This is a genomic window from Vibrio sp. SCSIO 43132 (assembly GCF_019904195.1).
Lineage (GTDB): Bacteria > Pseudomonadota > Gammaproteobacteria > Enterobacterales > Vibrionaceae > Vibrio > Vibrio nigripulchritudo.
On the sequence record NZ_CP063199.1, the window covers coordinates 1,014,212 to 1,036,441 of the forward strand.

Below are 22,230 nucleotides of genomic sequence, written 5' to 3' on the forward strand. Positions count from 1 at the left end.
TTAAGGAGAAAAGTCGTGAATTTAACAAATATGGGGAAAGCAGCAAAAGACGCAGCTTTTCATCTGGCAACCGCATCCACTGCTCAAAAAAACAAAGCGCTTGCAATCATTGCGGATGAATTGGAAGCCAATGAACAAATCATTCTCGAAGCCAACGCCAAAGACATCGAGGCTGGCAGACAAGCGGGTCTGACAGAAGCCTTGCTTGACCGACTACTCTTGAACAAGGAACGCCTTGCAGGGATTGCCAGTGATGTGCGTAACGTCATCAATTTAACGGATCCGGTTGGCAGTGAAATCGACAGCAAGGTGCTTGAAAATGGCATGTTTCTAACTAAGCGCCGAGTGCCACTTGGTGTTGTCGGAGTCATTTATGAAGCGCGTCCTAATGTGACGATTGATATCGCAGCACTGTGTTTGAAAACTGGTAATGCCAGTATTCTTCGCGGTGGTAAAGAGACCTTCCACTCCAACATGGAGCTAGTGAAAGTTATCCAGTCGGCACTCGAAAAGGCAGAGTTACCAGCCGCTTCGGTGCAGTATATTGAAAAGCCAGATCGTGAACTGGTATCTCAGCTTCTTAAGCTGGATGAATACGTGGACATGATCATCCCGCGTGGTGGCGCTGGTCTACACAAAATGTGTAAAGAAAACAGCAATATTCCTGTAATTATCGGTGGATTTGGTATCAGCCATATTTTTGTTGATGAAAGTGCCGATTTAGAGCGTTCTCTGGATGTGGTTGAGAACGCCAAAGTGCAGCGTCCGTCTGCTTGTAACGCGCTCGATACTTTGCTTGTCCATGAAGCGGTTGCTGACGAATTTTTACCGAAGTTGGTTGCGAAAATGTCCAAAAAAGTGGCGTTTGTCGCAGACTCAAGCGCTAAAGCACTGCTTTTAGAAGCAAAAGATCTTCGCGATGCCAAAGACGGGGATTTTGATACCGAGTGGCTCAGCTTCACACTGGGAGTCAAAGTGGTCAAAGATCTTGATGAAGCTATCCATCACATGCGTGTGCACAATGCCAGTCACTCAGACGCCATTATGTCAAACGATCTGGTGAACACCGAACGCTTCATCAATTCAGTCGATTCAGCCGCGGTATATGTGAACGCGTCAACCCGTTTTACCGACGGTGCTCAGTTTGGTTTAGGAGCCGAAGTGGCGGTATCCACGCAGAAACTGCACGCTAGAGGTCCAATGGGTTTAGAAGAATTAACCAGTTACAAATGGGTCGGAAAAGCGAACTATTTGCCTCGTAGTTAACAAAATATGTGCTTAAGTATCGATAAGGGCTCCTCATGAGCCCTTTTTGCTTTTCTCAACCTGTTGAATTCCGTTAGACTAAGACAAATTTTTGGAGGTGATATGCATTGTCCATTTTGTTCAGAAAATGACACCAAAGTAATTGACTCACGATTGGTCGCAGATGGGCACCAGGTTCGTCGCCGTCGTCAATGCCTGGCGTGTAATGAGCGTTTTACTACGTTTGAAAGTGCTGAGCTTGTGATGCCAAAAGTCATCAAGTCTAACGGTAACCGTGAGCCATTTAATGAAGATAAAATGGTAGGTGGTTTACAGCGCGCATTGGAAAAACGTCCGGTTGCCGCCGACGCAACTGAATTGGCGATCAGCACCATCAAATCTCAGCTCCGTGCTACGGGTGAACGCGAAGTACCTAGTGAGATGATAGGGAATCTTGTGATGGACCAGCTTAAAGAGTTGGATAAGGTTGCCTATATTCGTTTTGCTTCGGTGTATCGCAGCTTTGAAGATATCCGAGAATTCGGCGAAGAAATCGCTAAACTGGAAGACTGATGCGCAGTACCGAGTTAGACCATCAATTGATGGCAAGAGCAATCGCGCTGGCAAAAAAAGGGCGTTTCACCACTTCTCCTAACCCGAATGTCGGCTGTGTTATTGCCAAAGATGGCAAGATTGTTGGCGAAGGGTTGCACTTCAAAGCGGGAGAGCCACACGCGGAAGTTCATGCCTTAAGAGCGGCAGGGGAAAACGCGAAAGGGGCGACAGCCTATGTCACTCTGGAACCTTGTTCTCATTATGGTCGCACTCCTCCCTGTTCAGAAGCCCTCATAAAGGCAGGTATAGCTAGAGTCGTCTGCGCAATGCAGGACCCAAATCCGGTCGTCGCTGGGCGAGGCGTTAAAATGCTTCGTGATGCTGGCGTAGAGGTTGAAGTCGGGGTGCTGGAATCGGATGCTCGCGCGTTAAACAAAGGGTTTCTCAAGCGTATGGAAACGGGAAAACCTTTTGTTCAGCTTAAGCTTGCAGCGAGTCTGGATGGGCAAACAGCATTGAGTAACGGGGAAAGTAAATGGATCACTTCACCTCAGGCTCGTCGAGATGTTCAAGCCTATCGAGCACAGTCTTGTGCGATTGTTTCTACCAGCAAAACAGTGATAGATGACAATGCATCACTGAATGTACGTTGGTCTGAACTACCTGAAAGTACGCAGGCAATTTATCCTGAATCGGAGCTAAGACAACCTGCTCGTGTGATTTTGGATCGACAGCAAAAACTCCATCAGAATCTCTCCTTGTTTCAGACTTCTGGCAATATTGAAGTCGTAGACCCGAAATCTCCATACTTTCAGCTTAATTCATCCGGGCAGGTGGATATTCCCTATGTTTTCGATAAGCTTGCTGAAAAGCTGGGCATTCAACACATCTGGGTTGAGGCAGGCGCGACACTGGCAGCCAGTTTAATTGAGCAAGAATTGGTGGATGAATTGATTGTTTATCTGGCGCCCAAATTGATGGGCAGTGATGGTCGTGGTTTGGTTCATAATCTCGGTCTCACTTCAATGCAGCAAGCCATTGACCTAGAGATAAATGATGTTCGCATGGTAGGACCGGATATCCGAATTACCGCGAAAGTTATTAAAAATACGTAGAAGTAGTTATGTTTACAGGAATTGTAGAGGCGGTAGGAACTCTTACTGCCATCACGCCCAAGGGCGAAGACATCAGCGTAACAGTAGAAACTGGTAAGCTGGATATGGCAGACGTGAAACTCGGTGACAGTATTGCCACTAACGGTGTGTGTCTGACTGTTATCGAGTTTACTGAGAATAGCTACACAGCAGATTTATCTGTGGAAACCATGAACAAAACAGGTTTCACCCAATACCAGGCGGGTGACAAAGTGAACCTGGAAAAGGCAATGTTACCGACCACACGCTTTGGCGGTCATATTGTTTCTGGTCACGTGGACGGCATTGGTGAAATAGTCGAGCGAAATCAGGTTGGGCGAGCGGTTGAGTTTTGGGTTGATATGCCTGCTGAAATCAGCAAATACGTCGCTGAGAAAGGCTCGATTACCGTTGACGGAATCAGTCTGACCGTCAATGCGTTACGTAAGAATGCCTTTAAGCTCACTATCGTGCCACACACTTCTTTGGAAACAACCATCAACGATTTCCAGGTCGGTCGAAAAGTGAATTTGGAAGTTGATGTGTTAGCGCGTTATATGGAACGTCTGCTTCAGGGAAATCAGCATCAAGAGCCAGAATCCAAGATATCCATGGAATTTTTACAACAAAACGGTTTTGCTTAGGGAACATCATTATGTCAATCAGTACGCCACAAGAAATCATTGAAGACATTCGTTTAGGTAAGATGGTCATCTTGATGGATGACGAAGATCGTGAGAATGAAGGCGACATCATTATGGCCGCCGAGCTCGTGACGCCAGAAGCCATTAACTTTATGGCGACTTACGGTCGTGGTCTTATTTGCCTTACTATGACCAAGGAGCGTTGTGAACATCTTGGACTTCCTCCTATGGTTCAGGACAACAACGCACAGTACTCAACAGCATTTACCGTCTCGATTGAAGCGGCAGAAGGTGTCACGACCGGTATTTCTGCTGCTGACCGAGCATTGACGGTTCAGGCAGCTGTAGCCAAAGAAGCGAAAGCTGCCGACTTGGTTCAGCCTGGTCATATTTTCCCGCTGACCGCTCAGGACGGTGGAGTTCTGACTCGAGCTGGTCATACGGAAGCCGGATGTGATTTAGCAAGACTGGCAGGTTTGGAGCCAGCTGGTGTTATCGTTGAAATCCTAAACGATGATGGCACCATGGCGCGTCGCCCTGATTTGGAAGTGTTTGCGGAAAAACACAACATCAAGCTGGGTACAATCTCTGATCTGATTGAATTCCGAAACAACACGGAAACAACAATTGAACGTGTGGCGCAATGTAAGCTGCCAACTGAATTCGGCGAATTTGAGTTAGTCACTTACCGCGACACAATTGACAGTCAAATCCACTACGCGCTGAAAAAAGGCGATCTGAAAGAAGAAGCACCATTAGTGCGTGTTCACTTGCAAGACACCTTTACGGATGTGCTTCGCAGCGACCGCAGCGCCGAACGCAGCTGGACGCTCGATAAAGCCATGAGACGTATCAGCGATGAAGGTGGTGTACTGGTGATTCTGGGTAATGAAGAGTCGTCCGAATTCATCATTCACAAAGTGAAGACGTTTGAACAGCAAGACAGCGGCAACGCCCCTAAAATGGCGAAAAAGCAGGGCACTTCACGCCGCGTCGGCGTCGGTTCTCAGATCCTCGCCGATCTTGGCATCAGCGACATGCGCCTGTTGTCCTCAAGCAAGAAACGTTATCACTCATTGTCAGGTTTCGGTCTGAACGTTACCGAGTACGTCTGCGACTAGGTTTCTTCTGATTAAAAGTACAAAAGAGCAAGGGGATATCTCCTTGCTTTTTTCATTGATTATCTATCCTCTATTTTCCTGCCCATTCGCTTTGTTTACTCTCAATTTCCATTAGATATCTCTCACACTTTTGTGCTAGAATCCGGCGATTCTCACTTGATGAACATAGTTAAAGGAAAGCTTTATGAAAGTGATCGAGGGCGGTTTCCCAGCGCCAAATGCAAAAATTGCTATCGTTATTTCTCGTTTTAACAGTTTTATTAACGAAAGCCTGTTATCTGGTGCAATCGATACTTTAAAGCGTCATGGACAAATCAGCGAAGACAACATCACAGTAGTACGTTGCCCGGGTGCCGTTGAACTACCTCTCACCGCTCAGCGCGTTGCAAAGACAGGTAAATTCGATGCCATTATTTCTTTGGGTTCGGTTATTCGTGGTGGTACTCCTCACTTTGACTATGTTTGTAGTGAATGCAACAAAGGTTTGGCTCAGGTGTCTCTGGAATACAGTCTTCCAGTGGCGTTTGGTGTACTAACCGTTGATACCATCGATCAAGCTATCGAGCGTGCAGGAACCAAGGCTGGTAATAAAGGTGCAGAGGCTGCACTAAGCGCGCTAGAGATGATCAACGTTCTTTCTGAAATTGATTCCTAATGGGGGCCAGTGTGAAACCAGCCGCACGTCGTAACGCACGTCAATTTGCATTACAAGCCATATATTCGTGGCAGATTACTAAAGAGAATGTTGCTACTGTTGAAGAGCAATTCCTATCTGGAGGCAAGTATGATGAAGAAGAACATCATGCGTCAGAGCCTTCATTGTCTGCACCGGAAACTGACGTTGCTTACTTCCGTGACCTGTTGTCTGGCGTCGTATTAAGCCACACAGAGCTAGACAGCAAACTGCGTCCATATTTGTCTCGCCCGATGCAAGATTTGGATATGATGGAGCTGGCTTTGCTGCGTCTTGCGATGTACGAAATGACACGTCGTGAAGATGTACCTTACAAAGTAGTGATCAACGAAGCAATTGAACTGGCAAAAGTATTTGCCGCAGAAGATAGCCATAAATTTGTGAATGGTGTACTTGATAAAGCCGCACCGCATGTTCGCAAAAAGTAATCGCTTGAATTTTTAAAAGGTCAGCTAAACGCTGACCTTTTTCTTTTTATGGGGCATTAAGTAAACTGCGTCAGGCAAGTTTGATTTACTTAGGTATAATTAACACAAATAACAACATACAAGAGTCAGCCATGGCAGGTGAATTCAACCTAATTACCACCTATTTCGTCAATCGACAAACCCAGCGCAAAGATGTTCAGCTCTCCTTAGGAGACGACAGCGCATTAGTTACATCCCCCGAAAACGTTCAGATCGCAATCAGCACCGATACCCTCGTAGAAGGGACACACTTTTTAGAACATGCAAACCCTGCTTGGGTAGCGCATAAGGCTCTTGCGTCTAATTTAAGTGATTTAGCTGCGATGGGGGCATCACCAGCTTGGGTATCCTTAGCACTAACACTGCCTGAGCCTGATGAAATGTGGCTGGCACCATTTAGTGAATCCTTTTTTGAACTGGCTAATTACTTCAACATTCAGCTAATTGGTGGCGATACGACGAAAGGTCCATTGAGTATCACTCTGACCGTGCAGGGCTTCGTACCTGAAGGCAAAGCCATGCGACGTGACAGTGCCAAAGTAGGCGACTGGATTTATGTAACAGGAACGCTAGGAGACAGTGCTGCTGGTTTGCAAGTTGTACTGGACGAAACCAAACGCGCGAAACCACATGCCGAAGAGCTTGAAAAACGCCACTACCTTGCTACCCCTCGCTTGGTTGTGGGGCAAGCCTTAAGAGATGTTGCATCAGCCTGTTTGGATATCTCGGACGGATTGATGTCTGACCTTCGCCATATTATGGAAGCATCCAATGTTGGTGCTGTGATTGATGTGGACAGTATTCCATTGTCTGATGAGCTAAAAGCTTTTTGCTCAGACGATACCGAGGCACTTCAACTGGCACTGACCAGCGGCGAAGAATATGAGCTGTGCTTCTGTATACCTGAAGAGCACAAAGGACAAATGGACACTTTACTGGCATACTCCGGAACAACCGCCACTTGTATTGGTCAGATCCGCTCTGGCGACGAATTGGTATTAGAACAACAAGGAAAAAAACTGGACTGGCAATTGTCTGGTTATGATCACTTCAAGGTTAACTCGTAATGTCTTCACCTTTATCCCTGATTTCGCTTAAAAACCCATGGCATTTGTTAGCAACGGGTTTTGGCAGTGGGCTTTCTCCAGTCATACCAGGCACCATGGGCACTTTGGCTGCAATTCCATTTTACCTTTTGCTGGTGCAGTTACCTTTTCCTATGTATGTGGTCGCTGTAGTCGTTTCCTGTTTTATGGGGATAAAGATCTGTCAGGTGACTTCCGATGATATGGGCGTGCACGACCATGGCTCGATTGTCTGGGACGAATTTGCAGGCTTCTGGTTAACTATGATGGTGGTGCCTTTATTTAAAATACCGGTGGATGACTGGAAGTGGCTGATTACAGGTTTTATCCTTTTTCGTTTTTTCGATATGGTAAAACCGTGGCCAATCGGTTGGTTAGATAAGCGTGTACACGGCGGGCTCGGCATTATGCTAGATGATATTGTCGCCGGAGTCATGGCGGCTATTTCACTTTGGTTGGTCGGTAAGTACGCGGGCTGGCTCTAGGGTCTGTTGAATTTGAAAAAATAAAGCCGAACTGAGTTCGGCTTTATTTATTTTTACGGGTGAGAGATCTAAGTCTACTTAACCCAAGTTCAGCTTACTTGGCTAGATATTCATGAATAGACTGCTCAATCCCTGCTGAATCCAGACCTAGCTCGGCGTGCATTTCATCTTGTGTGCCCTGAGCAACAAACTCATCAGGCAGTCCCAAGTTCAACACTGGGAGAATCTGCTTACTGTTCATCAGGTGTTCGACAACACCAGCACCAGCGCCACCAGCAACCACGTTTTCTTCGATGGTAACAAGTACATCATGGTCAGCAACGAGTTGGGAGATAAGTGCTTCGTCGAGTGGTTTGACGAATCGCATATCCGCTACTGTCGCATCAAATGCTTCTGCAGCCTTTAATGCATTTGGTAGGAACGTACCAAAGCTCAAAATGGCGACTTTAGGCTGCTCGGTTTTACCACCCTGACGAACGATTCGACCTTTACCAATTTCAAGTGCTGTCATTTCTTGCTGAATTTCTGCACCGCAGCCACTGCCACGAGGATAACGAACAGCAGAAGGTCCAGTGTGCTTGTGACCGGTGTACAGCATCTGACGACACTCATTTTCGTCGCTTGGTGCCATTATCACCATGTTAGGAATGCAGCGCATGTAGCTTAGGTCAAAGGCACCCTGGTGTGTCTGACCATCTGCACCGACAAGTCCTGCACGGTCGATGGCAAACATGACAGGCAAATTCATGATGGCGACATCGTGAATCAGCTGGTCATAACCGCGCTGTAGGAAGGTAGAGTAAATCGCCACAATCGGGTTAAGACCTGCAATAGCAAAGCCACTGCCTAGTGTGACAGCGTGCTGCTCTGCAATCGCTACATCGAAGTATTGCTCGGGAAACGCTTTTGAAAAACGCACCATACCCGAACCTTCACGCATCGCAGGAGTGATCGCCATTAACTTAGGATCTTGCGCCGCCATATCACACAGGAAATCACCGAAAATATTAGAGAAAGTCGGTGAAGCCGCTTTGGCTTTTGGCTTGTTCGGATCAGGGTTCAGGAACTGTTTAGGTACAGCGTGGTAGCCGATTGGGTCCTTTTCAGCAGGTTCGTGACCTTTGCCTTTTTTGGTCATGATATGCAGGAACTGAGGACCTTTTAAGCCACGCATGTTTTTCAGCGTCTTAACCAGCTCATTCACATCGTGCCCATCAACAGGACCAATGTAGTTAAAACCAAGCTCTTCGAACAGGGTGCCAGGGACCACCATGCCTTTTAAATGCTCTTCAGTACGGCGAACCAGCTCTTTGATTGGAGGCAGACCGGAAAGGACCTTCTTTCCGCCTTCGCGGATTGAAGTATACAGATTACCGGAAAGCAATTGAGCGAGGTGATTGTTAAGTGCGCCAACGTTCTCTGAAATCGACATTTCGTTGTCGTTTAGAATCACCAACATATCAGTATGAACATCACCCGCATGGTTCATGGCTTCAAACGCCATACCCGCTGTGATGGCACCATCACCAATCACACTGACGACTTTACGGTCTTTACCTTCTTTCTCGGCAGCGATTGAAAGACCAAGTGCCGCACTTATAGAAGTTGATGAGTGCCCGACTGACAGCACATCGTATTCACTTTCTCCGCGCCATGGGAACGGATGAAGCCCGCCTTTTTCACGGATAGTCGGCAGTTGCTCACGACGTCCAGTTAAGATTTTATGAGGATAGGCTTGATGACCCACATCCCAGATTAACTGATCAAATGGTGTGTTGTAGACATAATGTAAAGCAACGGTCAGTTCCACTGTACCCAGACCGGATGCCAAATGCCCACTGGATTGACTCACCGAGTTAAGCAGATAAGTTCTCAACTCATCGCATAACGTAGGCAAGCTTTCCTTCGGAAGAAGGCGAAGCTCATCGGGTGTATCTGCCAGTGCTAAAGTAGGATATTTTGAAATATCGAGAGTCATATATATCAGCGCTTATTGTTTAGTTTTTGCGCTCGACCACGTAACGGGCGAACTCTTCAAGTAACTGTGTATCATAAGGGATGGCTTCCAGCGCTCCCAGTGCATCATCAAGCAGCTCTTGCGCTTTCTTCTGAGCACCTTCCAATCCTAACAAGGATGGGTATGTACTTTTGTTTAATTCTTGATCCGAACCCTGAGGTTTTCCTAAAGTTTCGGTATCACTAATGATATCTAGGATGTCGTCTTGAACCTGAAATGCGAGACCGACCAAATCGGCGTATTTCTCTAGTTCAGGCAGAACTTTAAGCCCTTTTTCTCCCGCTGCCATTGCCCCCATCTTGATGGCGCTTTTGATCAAGGCAGCAGTTTTATTCAAGTGAATGCTTTCCAGCTCTTGCAAAGAAACCGATCGATTCTCAGCCGCTAAGTCCAGCGCCTGTCCCATACACATGCCACGTACACCTGATGCCTGAGCTAAAGTCTGGATCATCTTTATACGGTTGGTTTCGCCTTCTGGGCTAAGTTCGCCTTCGGAAAGAATCGAAAAAGCCAGAGTCTGCAGTGCATCGCCAGTGAGAATAGCGGTGGCCTCATCAAACTTGATGTGGCAGGTGGGTTGCCCGCGACGCAGTTCATCGTCATCCATTGCAGGCAAATCGTCATGAATCAGAGAGTAGGCATGAATGCATTCTACGGCGCAGGCCGGGGTATCGAGTTCCCCTAAGGTGCAACCAAGCATTTCACCCGTAATATAAACCAGATACGGACGAGCTCTTTTGCCACCCAGAGTTAAACCATGGCGCATGGCCTGGATAAGAGGTAGATCCTGATAGGGCAAAGTATCCAACCAAGCGTTCAGCTGTGCGTTGCTGCGCTCTTGGTAAGAGGTTAAAGATGCGGACATAGTAATTATTCTTCAGAATTTGGATCGAAGGGCGTTAATTCAGCCTGATCGTCTTCTTGGGTCAGAATGGCAACGCGTTGTTCAGCTTCAGACAGTTTTCCCTGACCAGCTCTGGCAAGGTGAATACCACGCTCGAACTTTTTGAGGGCGTCTTCTAATGCCAGATCGCCGCTTTCCAGCTGCTCTACAATAGAATCTAATTCAGTAAGCGACTCTTCAAAAGTCATGTTTTCTGGTTTTTTGCTTGCCATACGATTTCTGCTGCTAAAACGTTGCACGCAAGTTAACTCAGCGATAGCGGCTGGTCAAACTCGCAATAGAGAAAATTTAACAAAAGTGCAGTATATCAGTTTTTACAATGGATTCGTTATTATCAAATGGTCTCAAAGTATGAGTGTGCCTCTTTTTTGTTCAATCAAGCTGAAGTCACAGCACAAAACAGGAAATTGCCTACAATGTCTTTAGGCTGGGACCGTAGGTAAAATTAGGTATAGTCTGTTAAAGTTAAAAGAAAATTTGCGAACGCTGTCGGTAAAAGTCCTAAATAAAACGAAGACCCTGCCGATAGCTGGAGTTAAGCGCACATTAGAATTTTTAGCATGAGGGGTGCTTTGTGGATTTAGCAACGTTAATTGGATTAATTGGCGGATTTGCATTCGTAATCATGGCAATGGTTTTGGGGGGAGGCATCGGTATCTTTATCGATGTGACGTCTATCCTGATCGTTGTAGGTGGTTCGACTTTCGTGGTTTTGATGAAATTCACCATGGGGCAATTTTTCGGTGCAGCTAAAATCGCTGGTAAAGCCTTCATGTTTAAAGCGGACGAGCCAGAAGACTTAATCGCGAAAGTAGTCGAAATGGCAGACGCCGCCCGTAAAGGCGGTTTTTTGGCGTTGGAAGAAATGGAGATCACCAGCTCCTTCATGCAAAAGGGTATCGACTTGCTGGTGGATGGTCACGATGCTGATGTGGTGCGCGCAACACTACAGAAAGACATTTCATTAACCGATGAGCGCCATGAACAGGGTAGAGCGGTATTTTCAGCTTTCGGTGACGTTGCTCCTGCGATGGGTATGATCGGTACTCTGGTTGGTCTGGTTGCCATGCTTTCAAACATGGATGACCCAAAATCCATCGGTCCCGCGATGGCGGTAGCACTTCTTACAACCCTGTATGGTGCTATTCTTTCTAACATGGTGTTTTTCCCAATCGCAGATAAATTGTCTCTGCGTCGTGAGCAGGAAAAACTGAATCGCCGTCTGATAATGGATGGCGTACTGGCGATCCAGGATGGTCAGAACCCTCGTGTAATCGACAGCTACCTGAAGAACTACCTGAACGAAAGTAAGCGTGTTCTTGATGTGGATGGTGAGTAAGGGGAAGTAGGATGGAAGAAGAAGAGTGCAAATGTCCCCCCCGGGGCTCCCATTGTGGATGGGTACGTTTGCTGACTTGATGTCACTGCTAATGTGCTTCTTCGTACTTCTGCTTTCATTTTCCGAAATGGACGTACTGAAGTTTAAGCAGATCGCCGGTTCCATGAAGTTCGCATTCGGTGTTCAAAACCAGTTGGAAGTGAAAGACATTCCAAAGGGGACCAGTGTTATTGCTCAGGAATTTCGTCCGGGTCGACCTGAGCCGACACCTATTGACGTGATTATGCAGCAAACCATCGACATGACTCAGCAAACGCTGGAGTTTCATGAAGGGGAATCTGACCGTGCGGGTGGTACCAAACGTGAAGTGGGTAAGCTGACGGGTGGTAAGTCGCCAGATACATCCACCAAAATGAACCAGAACAATGAGTCCGAGCAGCAACAGCAACAGTCTGAAGCACAATCACAAGAGATGGAAACCATCGTCGAAAGCATCAAAAAAGCGCTGGAGCGTGAAATTGATGAAGGGGCGATTGAGGTAGAAAATTTAGGTCAGCAAATCGTTATCCGAATTCGTGAAAAAGGGGCCTTCCCTGAAGGTTCGGCATTCCTGCAACCTAAGTTCCGACCTTTGGTTCGTCAGGTGGCTGAGCTGGTGAAAGACGTACCGGGTATCGTTCGTGTTTCTGGTCATACAGACAATCAACCACTGGATTCTGAGCTGTACCGTTCGAACTGGGATCTGTCTTCTCAACGAGCGGTTTCCGTTGCGCACGAAATGGAAAAAGTCAGAGGTTTTGAACACTCAAGGCTTCGGGTTCGAGGTATGGCGGATACTGAGCCATTGGTCAGCAATGACACGGCTGAGGGACGAGTGGAAAACCGACGCGTTGAAATCAACATCATGCAGGGTAAACCACACTTCAGTGATGAGGTCTCAGCACAGCAGTAATTTAGCAAGAATTGATGTTTCTAATAATATTAAGGTGAGTACATAAAGTGCTCACCTTTTTTTGTGTGGTTATCTCGGTTATAATCGCGCGCCTCAGAATTGCTGCGGCAATCCAGTTCTTAACCAGTGAAGCAAATCCATGAAGTTTATCGTTAAGCCCCATCCAGAAATTTTTGTTAAAAGTGAATCCGTACGTAAGCGTTTCACTCGTATTCTGGAGTGCAATATTCGTATCATTATCCAAAAGCACACTGAGAACGTGGCGGTATTTAACCGTCGTGATCACATTGAGGTGAGCGGTAAAAACGACGAGCACTACGATAAAGTTCTGTCCATCCTGACTCAGACTCCGGGTATTCATCATGTACTTGAAGTTCAACAATCAGACTTCGAAGACATGCACGATATTTACGAGCAGGTATTGGAACTGAACCGCGAGAAAATCGAAGGGAAAACTTTTGTTGTTCGTGCGAAGCGTCGTGGCAAACACGATTTTACGTCGATCGAACTGGAGCGCTACATCGGTGGTGGTCTGAACCAGGCGGTTGAAAGTGCGAGCGTAAAACTCCACAAGCCAGATGTAACGGTAAAAATTGAAGTGGCCAGCGACAAGCTGAATCAGATTCTGGCTCGTCACAAAGGTTTAGGTGGTTTCCCTCTGGGTACTCAGGAAGACGTGCTGAGCTTGATCTCTGGTGGCTTTGACTCTGGTGTTTCCAGCTACCTGCACATCAAACGTGGTTCTAAAACTCATTACTGCTTCTTTAATCTGGGTGGTCCTGCTCACGAGATTGGAGTTAAGCAAGTTGCTCATTACTTGTGGGACAAATACGGTTCTTCCGCCAAAGTGAAATTCATTTCTGTGGACTTTGAACCTGTGGTTGCTGAGATTCTTGAGAAAGTCGACGACGGTCAAATGGGCGTTATCCTTAAGCGTATGTTTATGCGTGCAGGTGGAATGATTGCCGAGAAGTTTGGCATTCAGGCTCTGGTAACGGGTGAAGCACTTGGTCAGGTTTCTTCTCAAACCTTGACCAATCTGCGTCATATTGATGGTGTAACAGAGACGTTGATTCTTCGTCCACTTATCAACTGGGACAAAGAAGACATCATCGATTTGGCTCGTGACATTGGTACGGAAGATTTCGCGAAAACCATGCCTGAATACTGTGGTGTGATTTCTAAAAAGCCGACTGTGAAAGCGGTGAAAGAAAAACTGGAAACGGAAGAAGCGAAATTCGATTTTTCTGTGCTAGAGCAGGTGGTGTACGACGCACGCATCATGGACATTCGTGATATTGCGAAAGAAAGCCTGGAGCAAGCACCAGAAGTCGAGCAGGTGGAAGACGTTGACCAAAATGGCATCGTGCTGGATATCCGTAGCCCAGAAGAAGAGGACGAAAAACCACTTGAGATTGATGGCGTTGAAGTGGTTCACATTCCATTCTTCAAACTGGCGACTAAGTTCGGCGATTTAGACCAGGATAAAACTTACCTGTTATACTGCGACCGCGGTGTAATGAGCCGCTTGCAAGCGCTTTACTTGCAAGAGCAGGGCTACAACAACGTAAAAGTGTATCGCCCGTAACAAAGCTCGTTAGTGTTTTCCAAGCCACTCACCAGAGTGGCTTTTTATTGAATCAACACCCAAGAAATAGCAAAGACAAAGTTTATGAATGAATTTATCAAAGCGTGGCAACTGGCTTTTGAATTTAAGGGTCGCTCTCGCCGAAAAGATTACTGGATGTTTCTACTGATCAACTTCATCCTGAATATGGTCGTCTCTTTCATCCCACTCATTAATGTGGTCTATCCGTTGATGGCGCTGGTGCCTCAGATAGGACTGGGTATTCGTCGTTTGCACGACATCGGTAAAAGTGGCTGGTGGATGGCATCGCCATTTGCAGGCGTGCCTGTCGTACTATTTGGCATGAGTCTGTCCTCAGAAGCCATCATTTTATTTGGGGGCGCGATGGTAGCTGCGGCGTCTATCATGCTTTTGGTGTTCAGTGTGATGGATAGTCAGGCAGGCACAAACCAATATGGACCAAACCCGAAAGAGAATTCTAGCAGCGGAGATTCGGATCAAGGGACGATAGTTGCCTAGTTAAAACGCTAATAATTGAGCCTCGCACTTGCGGGGCTTTTATTTTATTCACTTTACTTAAAAGAAGGTTCAGCACTTTTTAAGTTCACAGCAAACTAATGGGTATAAAAGTATTCCCACAATGAACGAGCCGTGTTCACATCCGTAATAAGTACGTCGCAGTAACCGCCATTCAGAGCACCGTCTAGGGCAGCGACTTTCTCTTTTCCACAGGCAAGACCAATGACGTGTGGCACATCTTTCAACTGAGACAGTGAGATTGCAACGACAGGGTCGTGGCTTTCCTCAATGACGGGTTTGCCTCGTTTATCGAAGTAGTGAAGGCAGATGTCTCCAACGGCACCATCGTCGACCATGGTTTGAAGCATCTCTTTATCGAAGTAGTTCCCACTGTTTTGCAGCAGCTCCGAGGGTTCAAGCTGCCCAATACCAACCAAAGCGATATCGATCTTAGGAAAGGTATCGAACACTTCTTTGATTTCTGGATCTTGAAGAATCTTCTCTTTCGCTTCATAAGATCGCTCGATGCTTTGTGCGGGTAAAAGGTGCGCAGACGCATTTAGAAGATTGGCTAATCGCTGAGTAAGGTAGGTTGCCTGAAAAGCACCATTGTTTCCCACCCCTCCCATAAGCTGAACTACTTCTTTCACCTTGGAACGTGCGAAATGCATGTTATCGACCATGGCAGAAATGGTGGTACTCCATGAAGAGATTCCCAGAATGTCGTTCTTTCTCAGGATAGATTCCAGATAATGTGCGGCAGCACTGCCGACCAAAGATTTAGTGTAAGCAGGAGAAGACTCGGCAGGTGTATCGACCACGATGACTTGCTTAAGGTCGTAGTGACGCTGAATCTTTAGTTCTAAATCCAGATGAACTCCAGGTGGCTGGATGATACTGATCTTAACAAACCCTTCCTTTTGAGCCCGATTAATCGCCCGGGACACATAAGACTGAGACACTCGGAGTTTTTTAGCAATTTCTTGCTGCTTGAGTTCGTCTTTAAAGTAAAGGTTTGCGATTTTCAGTACGGATCTGAGTTCATCAAGCTCTGACATTTCCGGGAGTTCACCTAATATTGAGTGGATTAATTCATTGCCATGCCGCCACAGACATTGAGCGCTTGCCCTGTAATATAGTCTGTTTCGTCAGAGGCGAAAAATGCGATGGCGTTCGCCACATCTTGTGGTGTGCCAGCTCTTTTCAGGGGAATATTGCTGACCCATTCCGCAATCAACTCTCCCTCTTGGTAGGTTTTATCAGGAGTCGAGAGCATTTCACCCCATACTTTATCATTATATTTCCACATGTCACTCTCAATGATTCCGGGGCAAACCGAGTTTACTGTGATGTTTTTTGGTGCCAATTCAAGTGCTAATGACTGGGTGATACCAATGACACCCATTTTGCTCGCCGCGTAATGAGGCGTGTAAATAAAGCCATTTCTGCCTTGCAAGGAAGAAGTGTTAACAATACGTCCACTTCCTTGTTTTGCCATGTATTTTGCTGCTTCACGGCTACACAACCAAACCCCTGTGGTGTTGACATGAAGTACTTTGTTGAACTCTTCATGAGTCATCTCATCGAACGGTTTAATGGTGATGATACCAGCGTTGTGAATGCTGATATGAATCGCAGAAAAGGTGTCGAATGTGAACTGATACAGATCTTTCACTTGTTGCTCAGAAGAGACATCAACCACTTTGGATTCAACCCGTACGCCGGAATATTTCTGGTTAATCTGCTGACCAGTTTCGTGAATGATTTTGTCGTTGGAGGCAATGACTAAGTTCGCGCCCTTAGAGGCAAAATGTTCTGCTATACCTTTACCAATGCCTTTGCAGGCACCGGTGATAACCACGCTTTTGTTGTTAAATTGACTCATTGAAAATTTCCTTATTATTGTGTGGCAAGCGCCATAACTGAGACCTGGCTGGCGTCCTTGGCTTCCAAAATACCCTGTTGTTCCCCGTGGGCGAGCACCATGATTCGGTCCGACAGACCCAATACTTCATCCAGGTCAGAGCTTACGATAATGACCGCCATCCCTTTCTGAGCCAGTTCGGATATCACATCGTAGATTGCGGCTCGTGCCCCTACATCTATACCTCTGGTGGGTTCATCGAGAATGAACACTTTCGGGTTGCGAGCGATCCATTTGGCGATGATGACTTTCTGTTGGTTACCGCCAGATAAGTCAGAAACTCTTTGATGAATCTGACCTTTGACGCCCATTTTATCTATGGTTTCCTGAGCAAAGTCCGCCATGTCTTTTGGGTTGACCCAGCCTGCGGAACTGAACTGGTCGAAGTTGCCGTAAGCGACATTGTCACAAATGGAGTCTTCCAAAATAACGCCCTGAATTTTTCTGTCTTCGGGCACCAGAACGATCCCTTTATCAATGGCGTCTTTGGGAGTTGAAATGGCGGCTGGCTTGCCATCGAGCAAGACGGTTCCAGACTGAGTGGGGTCTGCACCCGAAATGGCTCTGACCAATTCGGTTCGACCTGCACCCACAATGCCGGCAATTCCGAAGATCTCCCCTTTATTGACGGAGAAATTGATGTCCTGAAATTCATCGGTTGCTGAGCTTAGGTTCTGAACCTCAATGACGGGGGAGCCAATCTGGTGGATTCGTTCGGGGAAAACTCTGTCGATGCTTCGACCCACCATCTCACTGACCAGTTGTTTGACCGGGACATCGGCACGCTCATGGTTTGCTACCTGACTTCCGTCTCTTAAGACCACAATGCGATCTGCTATCTGGGCTATCTCTTCGAGCCGGTGGCTGATGTAGATGAAAGACACTCCCTCTGCTTTTAAATGACGAATCTGCTCGAACAAACGCTCAGTTTCTTCACCTCCAAGAGCAGCTGTCGGCTCATCAAGGATCAGCAGTTTGGCATTCAGTGTTAACGCTTTGGCAATTTCTACCTGCTGTTGAGCTGCAACTTTCAGATCTTTGACTAGCATGTTAGCCGAGACGTCCAGGCCCAACCGCTCAAGTTGAATACTTGCGGCTTCGACCATTGCGTCCTGATTGACCAGCCCATTATGAACAATAGTTCTACCAAGAAAGACGTTTTCGGCGATGCTCAAGTCAGGCAACAAACGTATTTCCTGATGTATCAAGCCAATTCCTGAATCCAGTGCATCTGCCGGGGAGGACGGGGAGTAGGGTTTTCCCTGCCAGGTCATTTCACCGGAAGAGGGTTGAATGACTCCAGCAATAATGGAAGACAGAGTGGATTTTCCGGCTCCATTTTCTCCCAATAGAGACACCACTTCTCCGGGTTTTACGGTGAGGTTAACATCTGACAGTACTTCGATATCGCCGTACTTCTTTCCGGCACCTTTCACCACAAGCCCACTGTTGGGTGAGCTTATGGTAGAGGCGGAAGCTTGAGCATGTTCTGACTTCATACTTCCTACCTTTGATTAAGGGTGAACTTTAATGAACTGATCAACGTTGTCTTTTACGGTTAATGTTGCGCCTTGCAACTGAGTTTTTGGCACATACAAACCGTCTTTCAAATCAAGTGCAGAGCGAACAGCAAGGCGACCCATAAACTGAGTTTGCTGAGTCATGGTTGCTGCAAGAATGCCTTTTTTGACCGCTTCCAAACCAGCAGCATCTCCGTCGAATCCAACGACCACCACATCATGATCCAAATTTGCCACTTTCACTGCTTGTGCAGCACCCAGTGCCAGTGCATCGGCGCGACCGAAGAATACGGTGATGCTAGGGTCTCGTTGCAGCATGTCTTGCGCAATAGAGAAACCTTCATCCTGCATCCATGCTTTACTGGCTTGTTTGGTTACGACGTTCAGGTCTGGGTAATCTGCAATGGCTTCGTTAAATCCGCGATTACGATCGATTTCGGGTGTTGTACCGATCTGACCCTGAACGACACCAATTCGACCTTTCCCTCCAGTAATTTTAGCAACGTATTCACCCAGTTCTTTGGCGGCAGCAACACTGTCTGTTGCAATGAAAGTATCACCAGGTGCACCTTCTGGGTTTCTATCCACGGTTACGACTGGAATTCCCGCTTTATGAGCAGCCTTCACCGGAACACTCGCGGCTGTTGCTCCCGCTGGGATGTAGATGATGGCGTCCACTTTACGAGTGATCAAATCCTGAATCTGGCTAACCTGAGTTGCGGAATCTCCACGAGCATCCACCACGATCACTTTAGCTCCAACTCTCTTACCTTCTGCTTCGACCGACTGCTTTATCTGGTTAAAAAAGTCTGCCTGAAGGTTGGCAACAGCTAACCCAATGGTAGTCTCTGCCCATGAGGCATGTGCGACCAATGCTGCTGACAAGATAGCAGCACCTTGCAGCCATTTTTTCACTTGCTTAAACATGTAACTCTCCTTGTTGTCATTACTTTCCCACTTAGTTTTAAGGGGATGGGTTTAAGAGGATTTTCTGCCAAGTGTGTCGAAAGCGACCGCTACCGCGATAACAACGCCGATGACCACTTGTTGAAAGAAAGGTGAGATGCCCAAAAGGTTTAACCCATTTCTCAGCACCCCGATAATTAGCACACCCACTACCGTGCCTATGATGGCTCCGCGTCCTCCTTTGAGGCTCGCTCCGCCAATCACAACAGCGGCAATGGTGTCGAGTTCATACGCAATACCGGCACTGGGTTGCGATGAGTCCAGTCTTGCTGCCAGAGTCATTGCTGCAATACCTGCGAGTAACCCTGATGCGACGTAAACCAGAATGGTCTGCTTATGAACGTTAATCCCGGCTAACCTTGCGACTTCTTCATTACCCCCAATGGCGTATAGGTTTCTGCCATTGGCGCGATATTTGAGATACAACCCTGCGATTAAAGTGAGCAGAATAAATACGCCCATGGTGACAGTGAACACTTCGAAGTAGCGGATGGTTGATAAGCCAGTAAACCAATCGGGGTAACCCACAACCTGTCGACCGTCGGTCAGGATGTTGGCGATACCACGAGCGACAGACATCATAGCTAAGGTGGCGATAAAGGCGGGCAGTTCGGCGACGGAAATCAGAAGCCCTGAGGCCAGTCCACATAGTCCGCCTGCTAAAATTCCAAGCAGAATCGACAATTCGATGGGGACTCCTAAATGGCGTTCGAGAAAACCCATGGTCATCATAGACAGAGCGAGAATAGAGCCGACAGATAAATCAATACCTCCAATAATGATGACCGCTGTCATACCTATTGCCAAAATCCCTAATACGGTGATTTGGTCGAGAATATTGAGCGCATTTCTCAGAGTGAAAAAGTACTCCGAGGAGAAGGCGAAACCGATACAAATCAGAACCAGTCCAATGAAAGGTCCGAATGCCGGGTTCGACATGATTCTCTGCTGAATGGGAATATTCACTTTAGCGCGACCCACGTTTACCTCCGAGATGTCCATAATGTTTGTCGTTCCTTCTTTTAATACTAGGTAACTTTGGCTGTCTTGATGAGTTGGAGTCCTCTCTAACTTGCTGTCCTCAAAACGCCTTTTATTCTGAGCCTTGGTTTTTCTATCCTTGGCAGTTAGTAGATGGTGAAACCGCCATCTATCATCAAATCCGCACCCGTGATCATGTCGCTGCCATTACTTGTAAAAAACAAAATTGCGGCGGCAATTTCGTCTGTATAGGCAAAACGCCCCATTGGAATCTTCTGCTTCATGTGTTCGCCTTTTTCTCCCTGCCAGGCTTTTTCACCCATTGGGGTGAGTACGACAGTCGGTGAAATGGTATTGACGTTGATCTTGTGCTTAGCCCATTCCAGCGCCAGTACTTTCGTCATTCCTATTAGCCCTGCTTTTGCCGAGGTGTAGGCAACGTGCTGGTCGATGGCGATGGTGGCAGCCTGAGAAGCGATGTTGATGATTTTTCCGCCGGACTCATGTTGAATAAAAATATTGGCAGCGGCTTTTGCGCATAAAAATGAACCAGTCAGATTCACATCCAGTTGCTTCTGCCATTCTTTTGCAGTGACTTCTAATGCGGGTTGCAACATGACATAGCCAGCACAGTTAACCAGACCGTCTAACTTGCCATGCTCTTCTATTATCTGGTCGAAAGTTGAATCCACCTGATCAGCTTGTGTGATGTCACAGCAATGAAATGAGACTGCATCTTTGGCTATGGCACTGAGTACTTCGCTTGCCTGAGAAACACGTTCCTGTTCAAAAGGAGGATAGATAACAGCAACTTTGGCTCCTTTTTCCAAGTAGAGGCGGTTGGTTGCCATGGCGATTCCCCCTAATCCTCCAGTGACCGCTATCACCTTTCCATGAAGGGAGAAAGTATTGTCCACTCCGTAGCTCAGGTTTACGTCATAGCTAGTCATTTTTATATCCTTGAATAAATAATTTGCAATGAATATATATTGGATTGATGTTTGTGAGAGCAACAGTTTTTTGTGGTTAAATTTTGATCACTGTCACTTATTTTGGGTTAACTTATTGAAAATTAAATAAATTAATCTGTTGTTTGATTTTTTAATTATTTTTATAACCCTAACTCTTTGATTGATAAGCTATGAATCGATCTTTTGAATCTCTGTTTTTGGAGTGTTTGCAAAAACATGGTTGATATTTATTTTGTTGTGAATATATATTTATTGCTGGATATGGATTTTCAGTAGAAGGAGAGAATCATGAATATGTATCAGCTCAATGCTGAACAGATTAAGGAGAAAGCTCGGCTAATCAGACGAAGAATCATTTTGCTCAACGCGAATAGCCCGGCAGGTGGGCATACTGGAGCGGATTTATCTCAGGTTGAGATCGTTGCCAGCCTTTATTTCAATGTACTTAATGTGTCTCCCGAACGAATTAATGACCCGGAGCGGGATATTTACATTCAGGGAAAAGGCCACGCTGTAGGCGGATACTACTGTATTTTGGCAGAAGCCGGGTTTATTCCAGAGCAAGCGTTAGCTACTTATCAACATTGTGATTCTATGCTTCCTGGGCACCCAGTCAGGCAGAAAACCCCGGGTGTTGAACTTAATACCGGTGCGTTGGGGCATGGTTTGCCAGTAGCTGTGGGGATTGCTCTGGCAGCCAAACTATCTGGCAGTAGCCGTAAAGTGTTCGTGGTGTGTGGAGATGGTGAGTTGGCAGAAGGCAGTATTTATGAAGCAGCCTTGGTTGCGGCAAAATACAAACTGGATAACTTGGTTGTAATCATTGATCACAACAAACTTCAGTTAGCTGGTCGCACAAGTGAAATCATGCCAACCGACCCGCTTGAAGATAAATGGAAAGCATTTAACTGGGATGTATCGGACTGCAATGGTAATGATGTCGAAGAATGTCTGATGGCCTTTTCAAAGGTGAATTACGACAATGGCAAACCTCATGTCATTATTGCCCATACACTGAAAGGCTATGGAGTCAGCTTTATTCAGGATGCAGCGGAATGGCATCACCGAGTACCAAAAGGTGACGAGATTGAGCTCGCGTTGGCAGAGTTGGAGGCATGAC

The 22,230-nt window shown here is 46.6% G+C and carries 22 protein-coding genes and 1 pseudogene; 14 read left to right on the plus strand and 9 right to left on the minus strand.

The window, feature by feature from the left end; genetic code table 11:
* Positions 1–15: 15 nt before the first annotated feature.
* The 9 genes from INR79_RS04570 to pgpA all read left to right on the plus strand — a co-directional run bounded on the left by INR79_RS04570 (position 16) and on the right by pgpA (position 7,429).
* The gene (locus INR79_RS04570) at positions 16–1,266 is read left to right on the plus strand and encodes a glutamate-5-semialdehyde dehydrogenase (protein WP_223096181.1); all 1,251 of its coding nucleotides are present in this window, start codon (positions 16–18) and stop codon (positions 1,264–1,266) included.
* A 102-nt stretch (positions 1,267–1,368) separates the two neighbouring features.
* Positions 1,369–1,818: a transcriptional regulator NrdR gene (gene nrdR / locus INR79_RS04575; RefSeq protein ID WP_022549923.1), complete on the plus strand. Its 450-nt coding sequence runs from the start codon at positions 1,369–1,371 to the stop codon at positions 1,816–1,818.
* Positions 1,818–2,915, plus strand: coding sequence for a bifunctional diaminohydroxyphosphoribosylaminopyrimidine deaminase/5-amino-6-(5-phosphoribosylamino)uracil reductase RibD (gene ribD, locus INR79_RS04580; protein ID WP_223096182.1), 1,098 nt, complete (start codon positions 1,818–1,820; stop codon positions 2,913–2,915). The genes nrdR and ribD overlap by 1 nt, the downstream gene beginning before the upstream one ends.
* A gap of 8 nt (positions 2,916–2,923) precedes the next feature.
* Positions 2,924–3,577, plus strand: a complete 654-nt coding sequence (locus INR79_RS04585; RefSeq protein ID WP_022549925.1) for a riboflavin synthase — start codon at positions 2,924–2,926, stop codon at positions 3,575–3,577.
* 11 nt (positions 3,578–3,588) lie between these two features.
* Complete coding sequence (gene ribBA / locus INR79_RS04590; RefSeq protein WP_004408442.1) at positions 3,589–4,698, plus strand: bifunctional 3,4-dihydroxy-2-butanone-4-phosphate synthase/GTP cyclohydrolase II; 1,110 nt, start codon at positions 3,589–3,591, stop codon at positions 4,696–4,698.
* A 184-nt stretch (positions 4,699–4,882) separates the two neighbouring features.
* Complete coding sequence (ribE, locus tag INR79_RS04595) at positions 4,883–5,353, plus strand: 6,7-dimethyl-8-ribityllumazine synthase (protein WP_004408440.1); 471 nt, start codon at positions 4,883–4,885, stop codon at positions 5,351–5,353.
* Positions 5,353–5,820, plus strand: a complete 468-nt coding sequence (gene nusB, locus INR79_RS04600) for a transcription antitermination factor NusB (RefSeq protein ID WP_022549928.1) — start codon at positions 5,353–5,355, stop codon at positions 5,818–5,820. The genes ribE and nusB overlap by 1 nt, the downstream gene beginning before the upstream one ends.
* A gap of 131 nt (positions 5,821–5,951) precedes the next feature.
* Positions 5,952–6,926 carry a thiamine-phosphate kinase gene (thiL, locus tag INR79_RS04605; RefSeq protein WP_223096183.1) on the plus strand — a complete coding sequence of 325 codons (975 nt, stop codon included), beginning with the start codon at positions 5,952–5,954 and terminating at the stop codon, positions 6,924–6,926.
* Entirely contained in the window at positions 6,926–7,429 is a 504-nt protein-coding gene (gene pgpA / locus INR79_RS04610) for a phosphatidylglycerophosphatase A (protein WP_223096184.1), read from the plus strand. Before thiL ends, pgpA begins: the two co-directional genes overlap by 1 nt.
* A gap of 94 nt (positions 7,430–7,523) precedes the next feature.
* Here pgpA and dxs read toward each other — a convergent pair whose 3' ends face one another.
* From dxs to xseB, 3 genes are read right to left on the minus strand one after another with little or no spacing between them, the layout of a single operon-like run.
* Complete coding sequence (gene dxs / locus INR79_RS04615; RefSeq protein ID WP_223096186.1) at positions 7,524–9,407, minus strand: 1-deoxy-D-xylulose-5-phosphate synthase; 1,884 nt, start codon at positions 9,405–9,407, stop codon at positions 7,524–7,526.
* A 19-nt stretch (positions 9,408–9,426) separates the two neighbouring features.
* A complete protein-coding gene (ispA, locus tag INR79_RS04620; protein WP_223096188.1) occupies positions 9,427–10,311 on the minus strand; it encodes a (2E,6E)-farnesyl diphosphate synthase in 885 nt (294 codons plus the stop codon).
* Positions 10,312–10,316: 5 nt separating this feature from the next.
* A complete protein-coding gene (gene xseB / locus INR79_RS04625) occupies positions 10,317–10,562 on the minus strand; it encodes an exodeoxyribonuclease VII small subunit (RefSeq protein WP_004408428.1) in 246 nt (81 codons plus the stop codon).
* A gap of 362 nt (positions 10,563–10,924) precedes the next feature.
* On the opposite strand from xseB, the gene pomA reads away from it, so the two are divergent.
* The 4 genes and pseudogenes from pomA to INR79_RS04645 all read left to right on the plus strand — a co-directional run bounded on the left by pomA (position 10,925) and on the right by INR79_RS04645 (position 14,748).
* Positions 10,925–11,689 (plus strand): flagellar motor protein PomA, encoded by a 765-nt coding sequence (pomA, locus tag INR79_RS04630; RefSeq protein ID WP_004408426.1) that lies wholly within the window; start codon positions 10,925–10,927, stop codon positions 11,687–11,689.
* 11 nt (positions 11,690–11,700) lie between these two features.
* Positions 11,701–12,641: pseudogene (locus tag INR79_RS04635) on the plus strand (flagellar motor protein MotB).
* Positions 12,642–12,780: 139 nt separating this feature from the next.
* A complete protein-coding gene (gene thiI, locus INR79_RS04640; RefSeq protein ID WP_004408424.1) occupies positions 12,781–14,229 on the plus strand; it encodes a tRNA uracil 4-sulfurtransferase ThiI in 1,449 nt (482 codons plus the stop codon).
* Between the two features lie 84 nt (positions 14,230–14,313).
* Positions 14,314–14,748: a DUF805 domain-containing protein gene (locus INR79_RS04645; RefSeq protein ID WP_223096190.1), complete on the plus strand. Its 435-nt coding sequence runs from the start codon at positions 14,314–14,316 to the stop codon at positions 14,746–14,748.
* A gap of 95 nt (positions 14,749–14,843) precedes the next feature.
* Here INR79_RS04645 and INR79_RS04650 read toward each other — a convergent pair whose 3' ends face one another.
* From INR79_RS04650 to INR79_RS04675, 6 genes are all read right to left on the minus strand, one after another.
* Positions 14,844–15,806 (minus strand): sugar-binding transcriptional regulator, encoded by a 963-nt coding sequence (locus tag INR79_RS04650; protein ID WP_022591633.1) that lies wholly within the window; start codon positions 15,804–15,806, stop codon positions 14,844–14,846.
* A 29-nt stretch (positions 15,807–15,835) separates the two neighbouring features.
* Entirely contained in the window at positions 15,836–16,633 is a 798-nt protein-coding gene (locus tag INR79_RS04655) for an SDR family oxidoreductase (protein ID WP_223096192.1), read from the minus strand.
* A gap of 14 nt (positions 16,634–16,647) precedes the next feature.
* Positions 16,648–18,171, minus strand: a complete 1,524-nt coding sequence (locus INR79_RS04660; protein WP_223096194.1) for a sugar ABC transporter ATP-binding protein — start codon at positions 18,169–18,171, stop codon at positions 16,648–16,650.
* Between the two features lie 15 nt (positions 18,172–18,186).
* Positions 18,187–19,119: a sugar ABC transporter substrate-binding protein gene (locus INR79_RS04665; RefSeq protein ID WP_223096196.1), complete on the minus strand. Its 933-nt coding sequence runs from the start codon at positions 19,117–19,119 to the stop codon at positions 18,187–18,189.
* Between the two features lie 51 nt (positions 19,120–19,170).
* Complete coding sequence (locus tag INR79_RS04670; protein ID WP_223096198.1) at positions 19,171–20,160, minus strand: ABC transporter permease; 990 nt, start codon at positions 20,158–20,160, stop codon at positions 19,171–19,173.
* 125 nt (positions 20,161–20,285) lie between these two features.
* A complete protein-coding gene (locus tag INR79_RS04675) occupies positions 20,286–21,089 on the minus strand; it encodes a GolD/DthD family dehydrogenase (protein WP_022549939.1) in 804 nt (267 codons plus the stop codon).
* Positions 21,090–21,398: 309 nt separating this feature from the next.
* On the opposite strand from INR79_RS04675, the gene INR79_RS04680 reads away from it, so the two are divergent.
* Positions 21,399–22,229, plus strand: coding sequence for a transketolase (locus tag INR79_RS04680; protein ID WP_022613921.1), 831 nt, complete (start codon positions 21,399–21,401; stop codon positions 22,227–22,229).
* The last annotated feature ends 1 nt before the right edge of the window (position 22,230 follow it).

Bases quoted from the DNA above. Each gene is read 5' to 3' on its own strand.
- ribD (WP_223096182.1), top strand. From the start codon at position 1,818: ATGCGCAGTACCGAGTTAGACCATCAATTGATGGCAAGAGCAATCGCG.
- ispA (WP_223096188.1), bottom strand. From the start codon at position 10,311: ATGTCCGCATCTTTAACCTCTTACCAAGAGCGCAGCAACGCACAGCTG.
- INR79_RS04665 (WP_223096196.1), bottom strand. From the start codon at position 19,119: ATGTTTAAGCAAGTGAAAAAATGGCTGCAAGGTGCTGCTATCTTGTCA.
- INR79_RS04670 (WP_223096198.1), bottom strand. From the start codon at position 20,160: ATGGACATCTCGGAGGTAAACGTGGGTCGCGCTAAAGTGAATATTCCC.
- INR79_RS04680 (WP_022613921.1), top strand. From the start codon at position 21,399: ATGAATATGTATCAGCTCAATGCTGAACAGATTAAGGAGAAAGCTCGG.
- thiI (WP_004408424.1), top strand. From the start codon at position 12,781: ATGAAGTTTATCGTTAAGCCCCATCCAGAAATTTTTGTTAAAAGTGAA.
- thiL (WP_223096183.1), top strand. From the start codon at position 5,952: ATGGCAGGTGAATTCAACCTAATTACCACCTATTTCGTCAATCGACAA.
- dxs (WP_223096186.1), bottom strand. From the start codon at position 9,407: ATGACTCTCGATATTTCAAAATATCCTACTTTAGCACTGGCAGATACA.
- INR79_RS04660 (WP_223096194.1), bottom strand. From the start codon at position 18,171: ATGAAGTCAGAACATGCTCAAGCTTCCGCCTCTACCATAAGCTCACCC.
- INR79_RS04655 (WP_223096192.1), bottom strand. From the start codon at position 16,633: ATGAGTCAATTTAACAACAAAAGCGTGGTTATCACCGGTGCCTGCAAA.
- pgpA (WP_223096184.1), top strand. From the start codon at position 6,926: ATGTCTTCACCTTTATCCCTGATTTCGCTTAAAAACCCATGGCATTTG.
- INR79_RS04650 (WP_022591633.1), bottom strand. From the start codon at position 15,806: ATGTCAGAGCTTGATGAACTCAGATCCGTACTGAAAATCGCAAACCTT.
- nusB (WP_022549928.1), top strand. From the start codon at position 5,353: ATGGGGGCCAGTGTGAAACCAGCCGCACGTCGTAACGCACGTCAATTT.
- INR79_RS04585 (WP_022549925.1), top strand. From the start codon at position 2,924: ATGTTTACAGGAATTGTAGAGGCGGTAGGAACTCTTACTGCCATCACG.
- INR79_RS04675 (WP_022549939.1), bottom strand. From the start codon at position 21,089: ATGACTAGCTATGACGTAAACCTGAGCTACGGAGTGGACAATACTTTC.
- ribBA (WP_004408442.1), top strand. From the start codon at position 3,589: ATGTCAATCAGTACGCCACAAGAAATCATTGAAGACATTCGTTTAGGT.
- xseB (WP_004408428.1), bottom strand. From the start codon at position 10,562: ATGGCAAGCAAAAAACCAGAAAACATGACTTTTGAAGAGTCGCTTACT.
- nrdR (WP_022549923.1), top strand. From the start codon at position 1,369: ATGCATTGTCCATTTTGTTCAGAAAATGACACCAAAGTAATTGACTCA.
- INR79_RS04645 (WP_223096190.1), top strand. From the start codon at position 14,314: ATGAATGAATTTATCAAAGCGTGGCAACTGGCTTTTGAATTTAAGGGT.
- ribE (WP_004408440.1), top strand. From the start codon at position 4,883: ATGAAAGTGATCGAGGGCGGTTTCCCAGCGCCAAATGCAAAAATTGCT.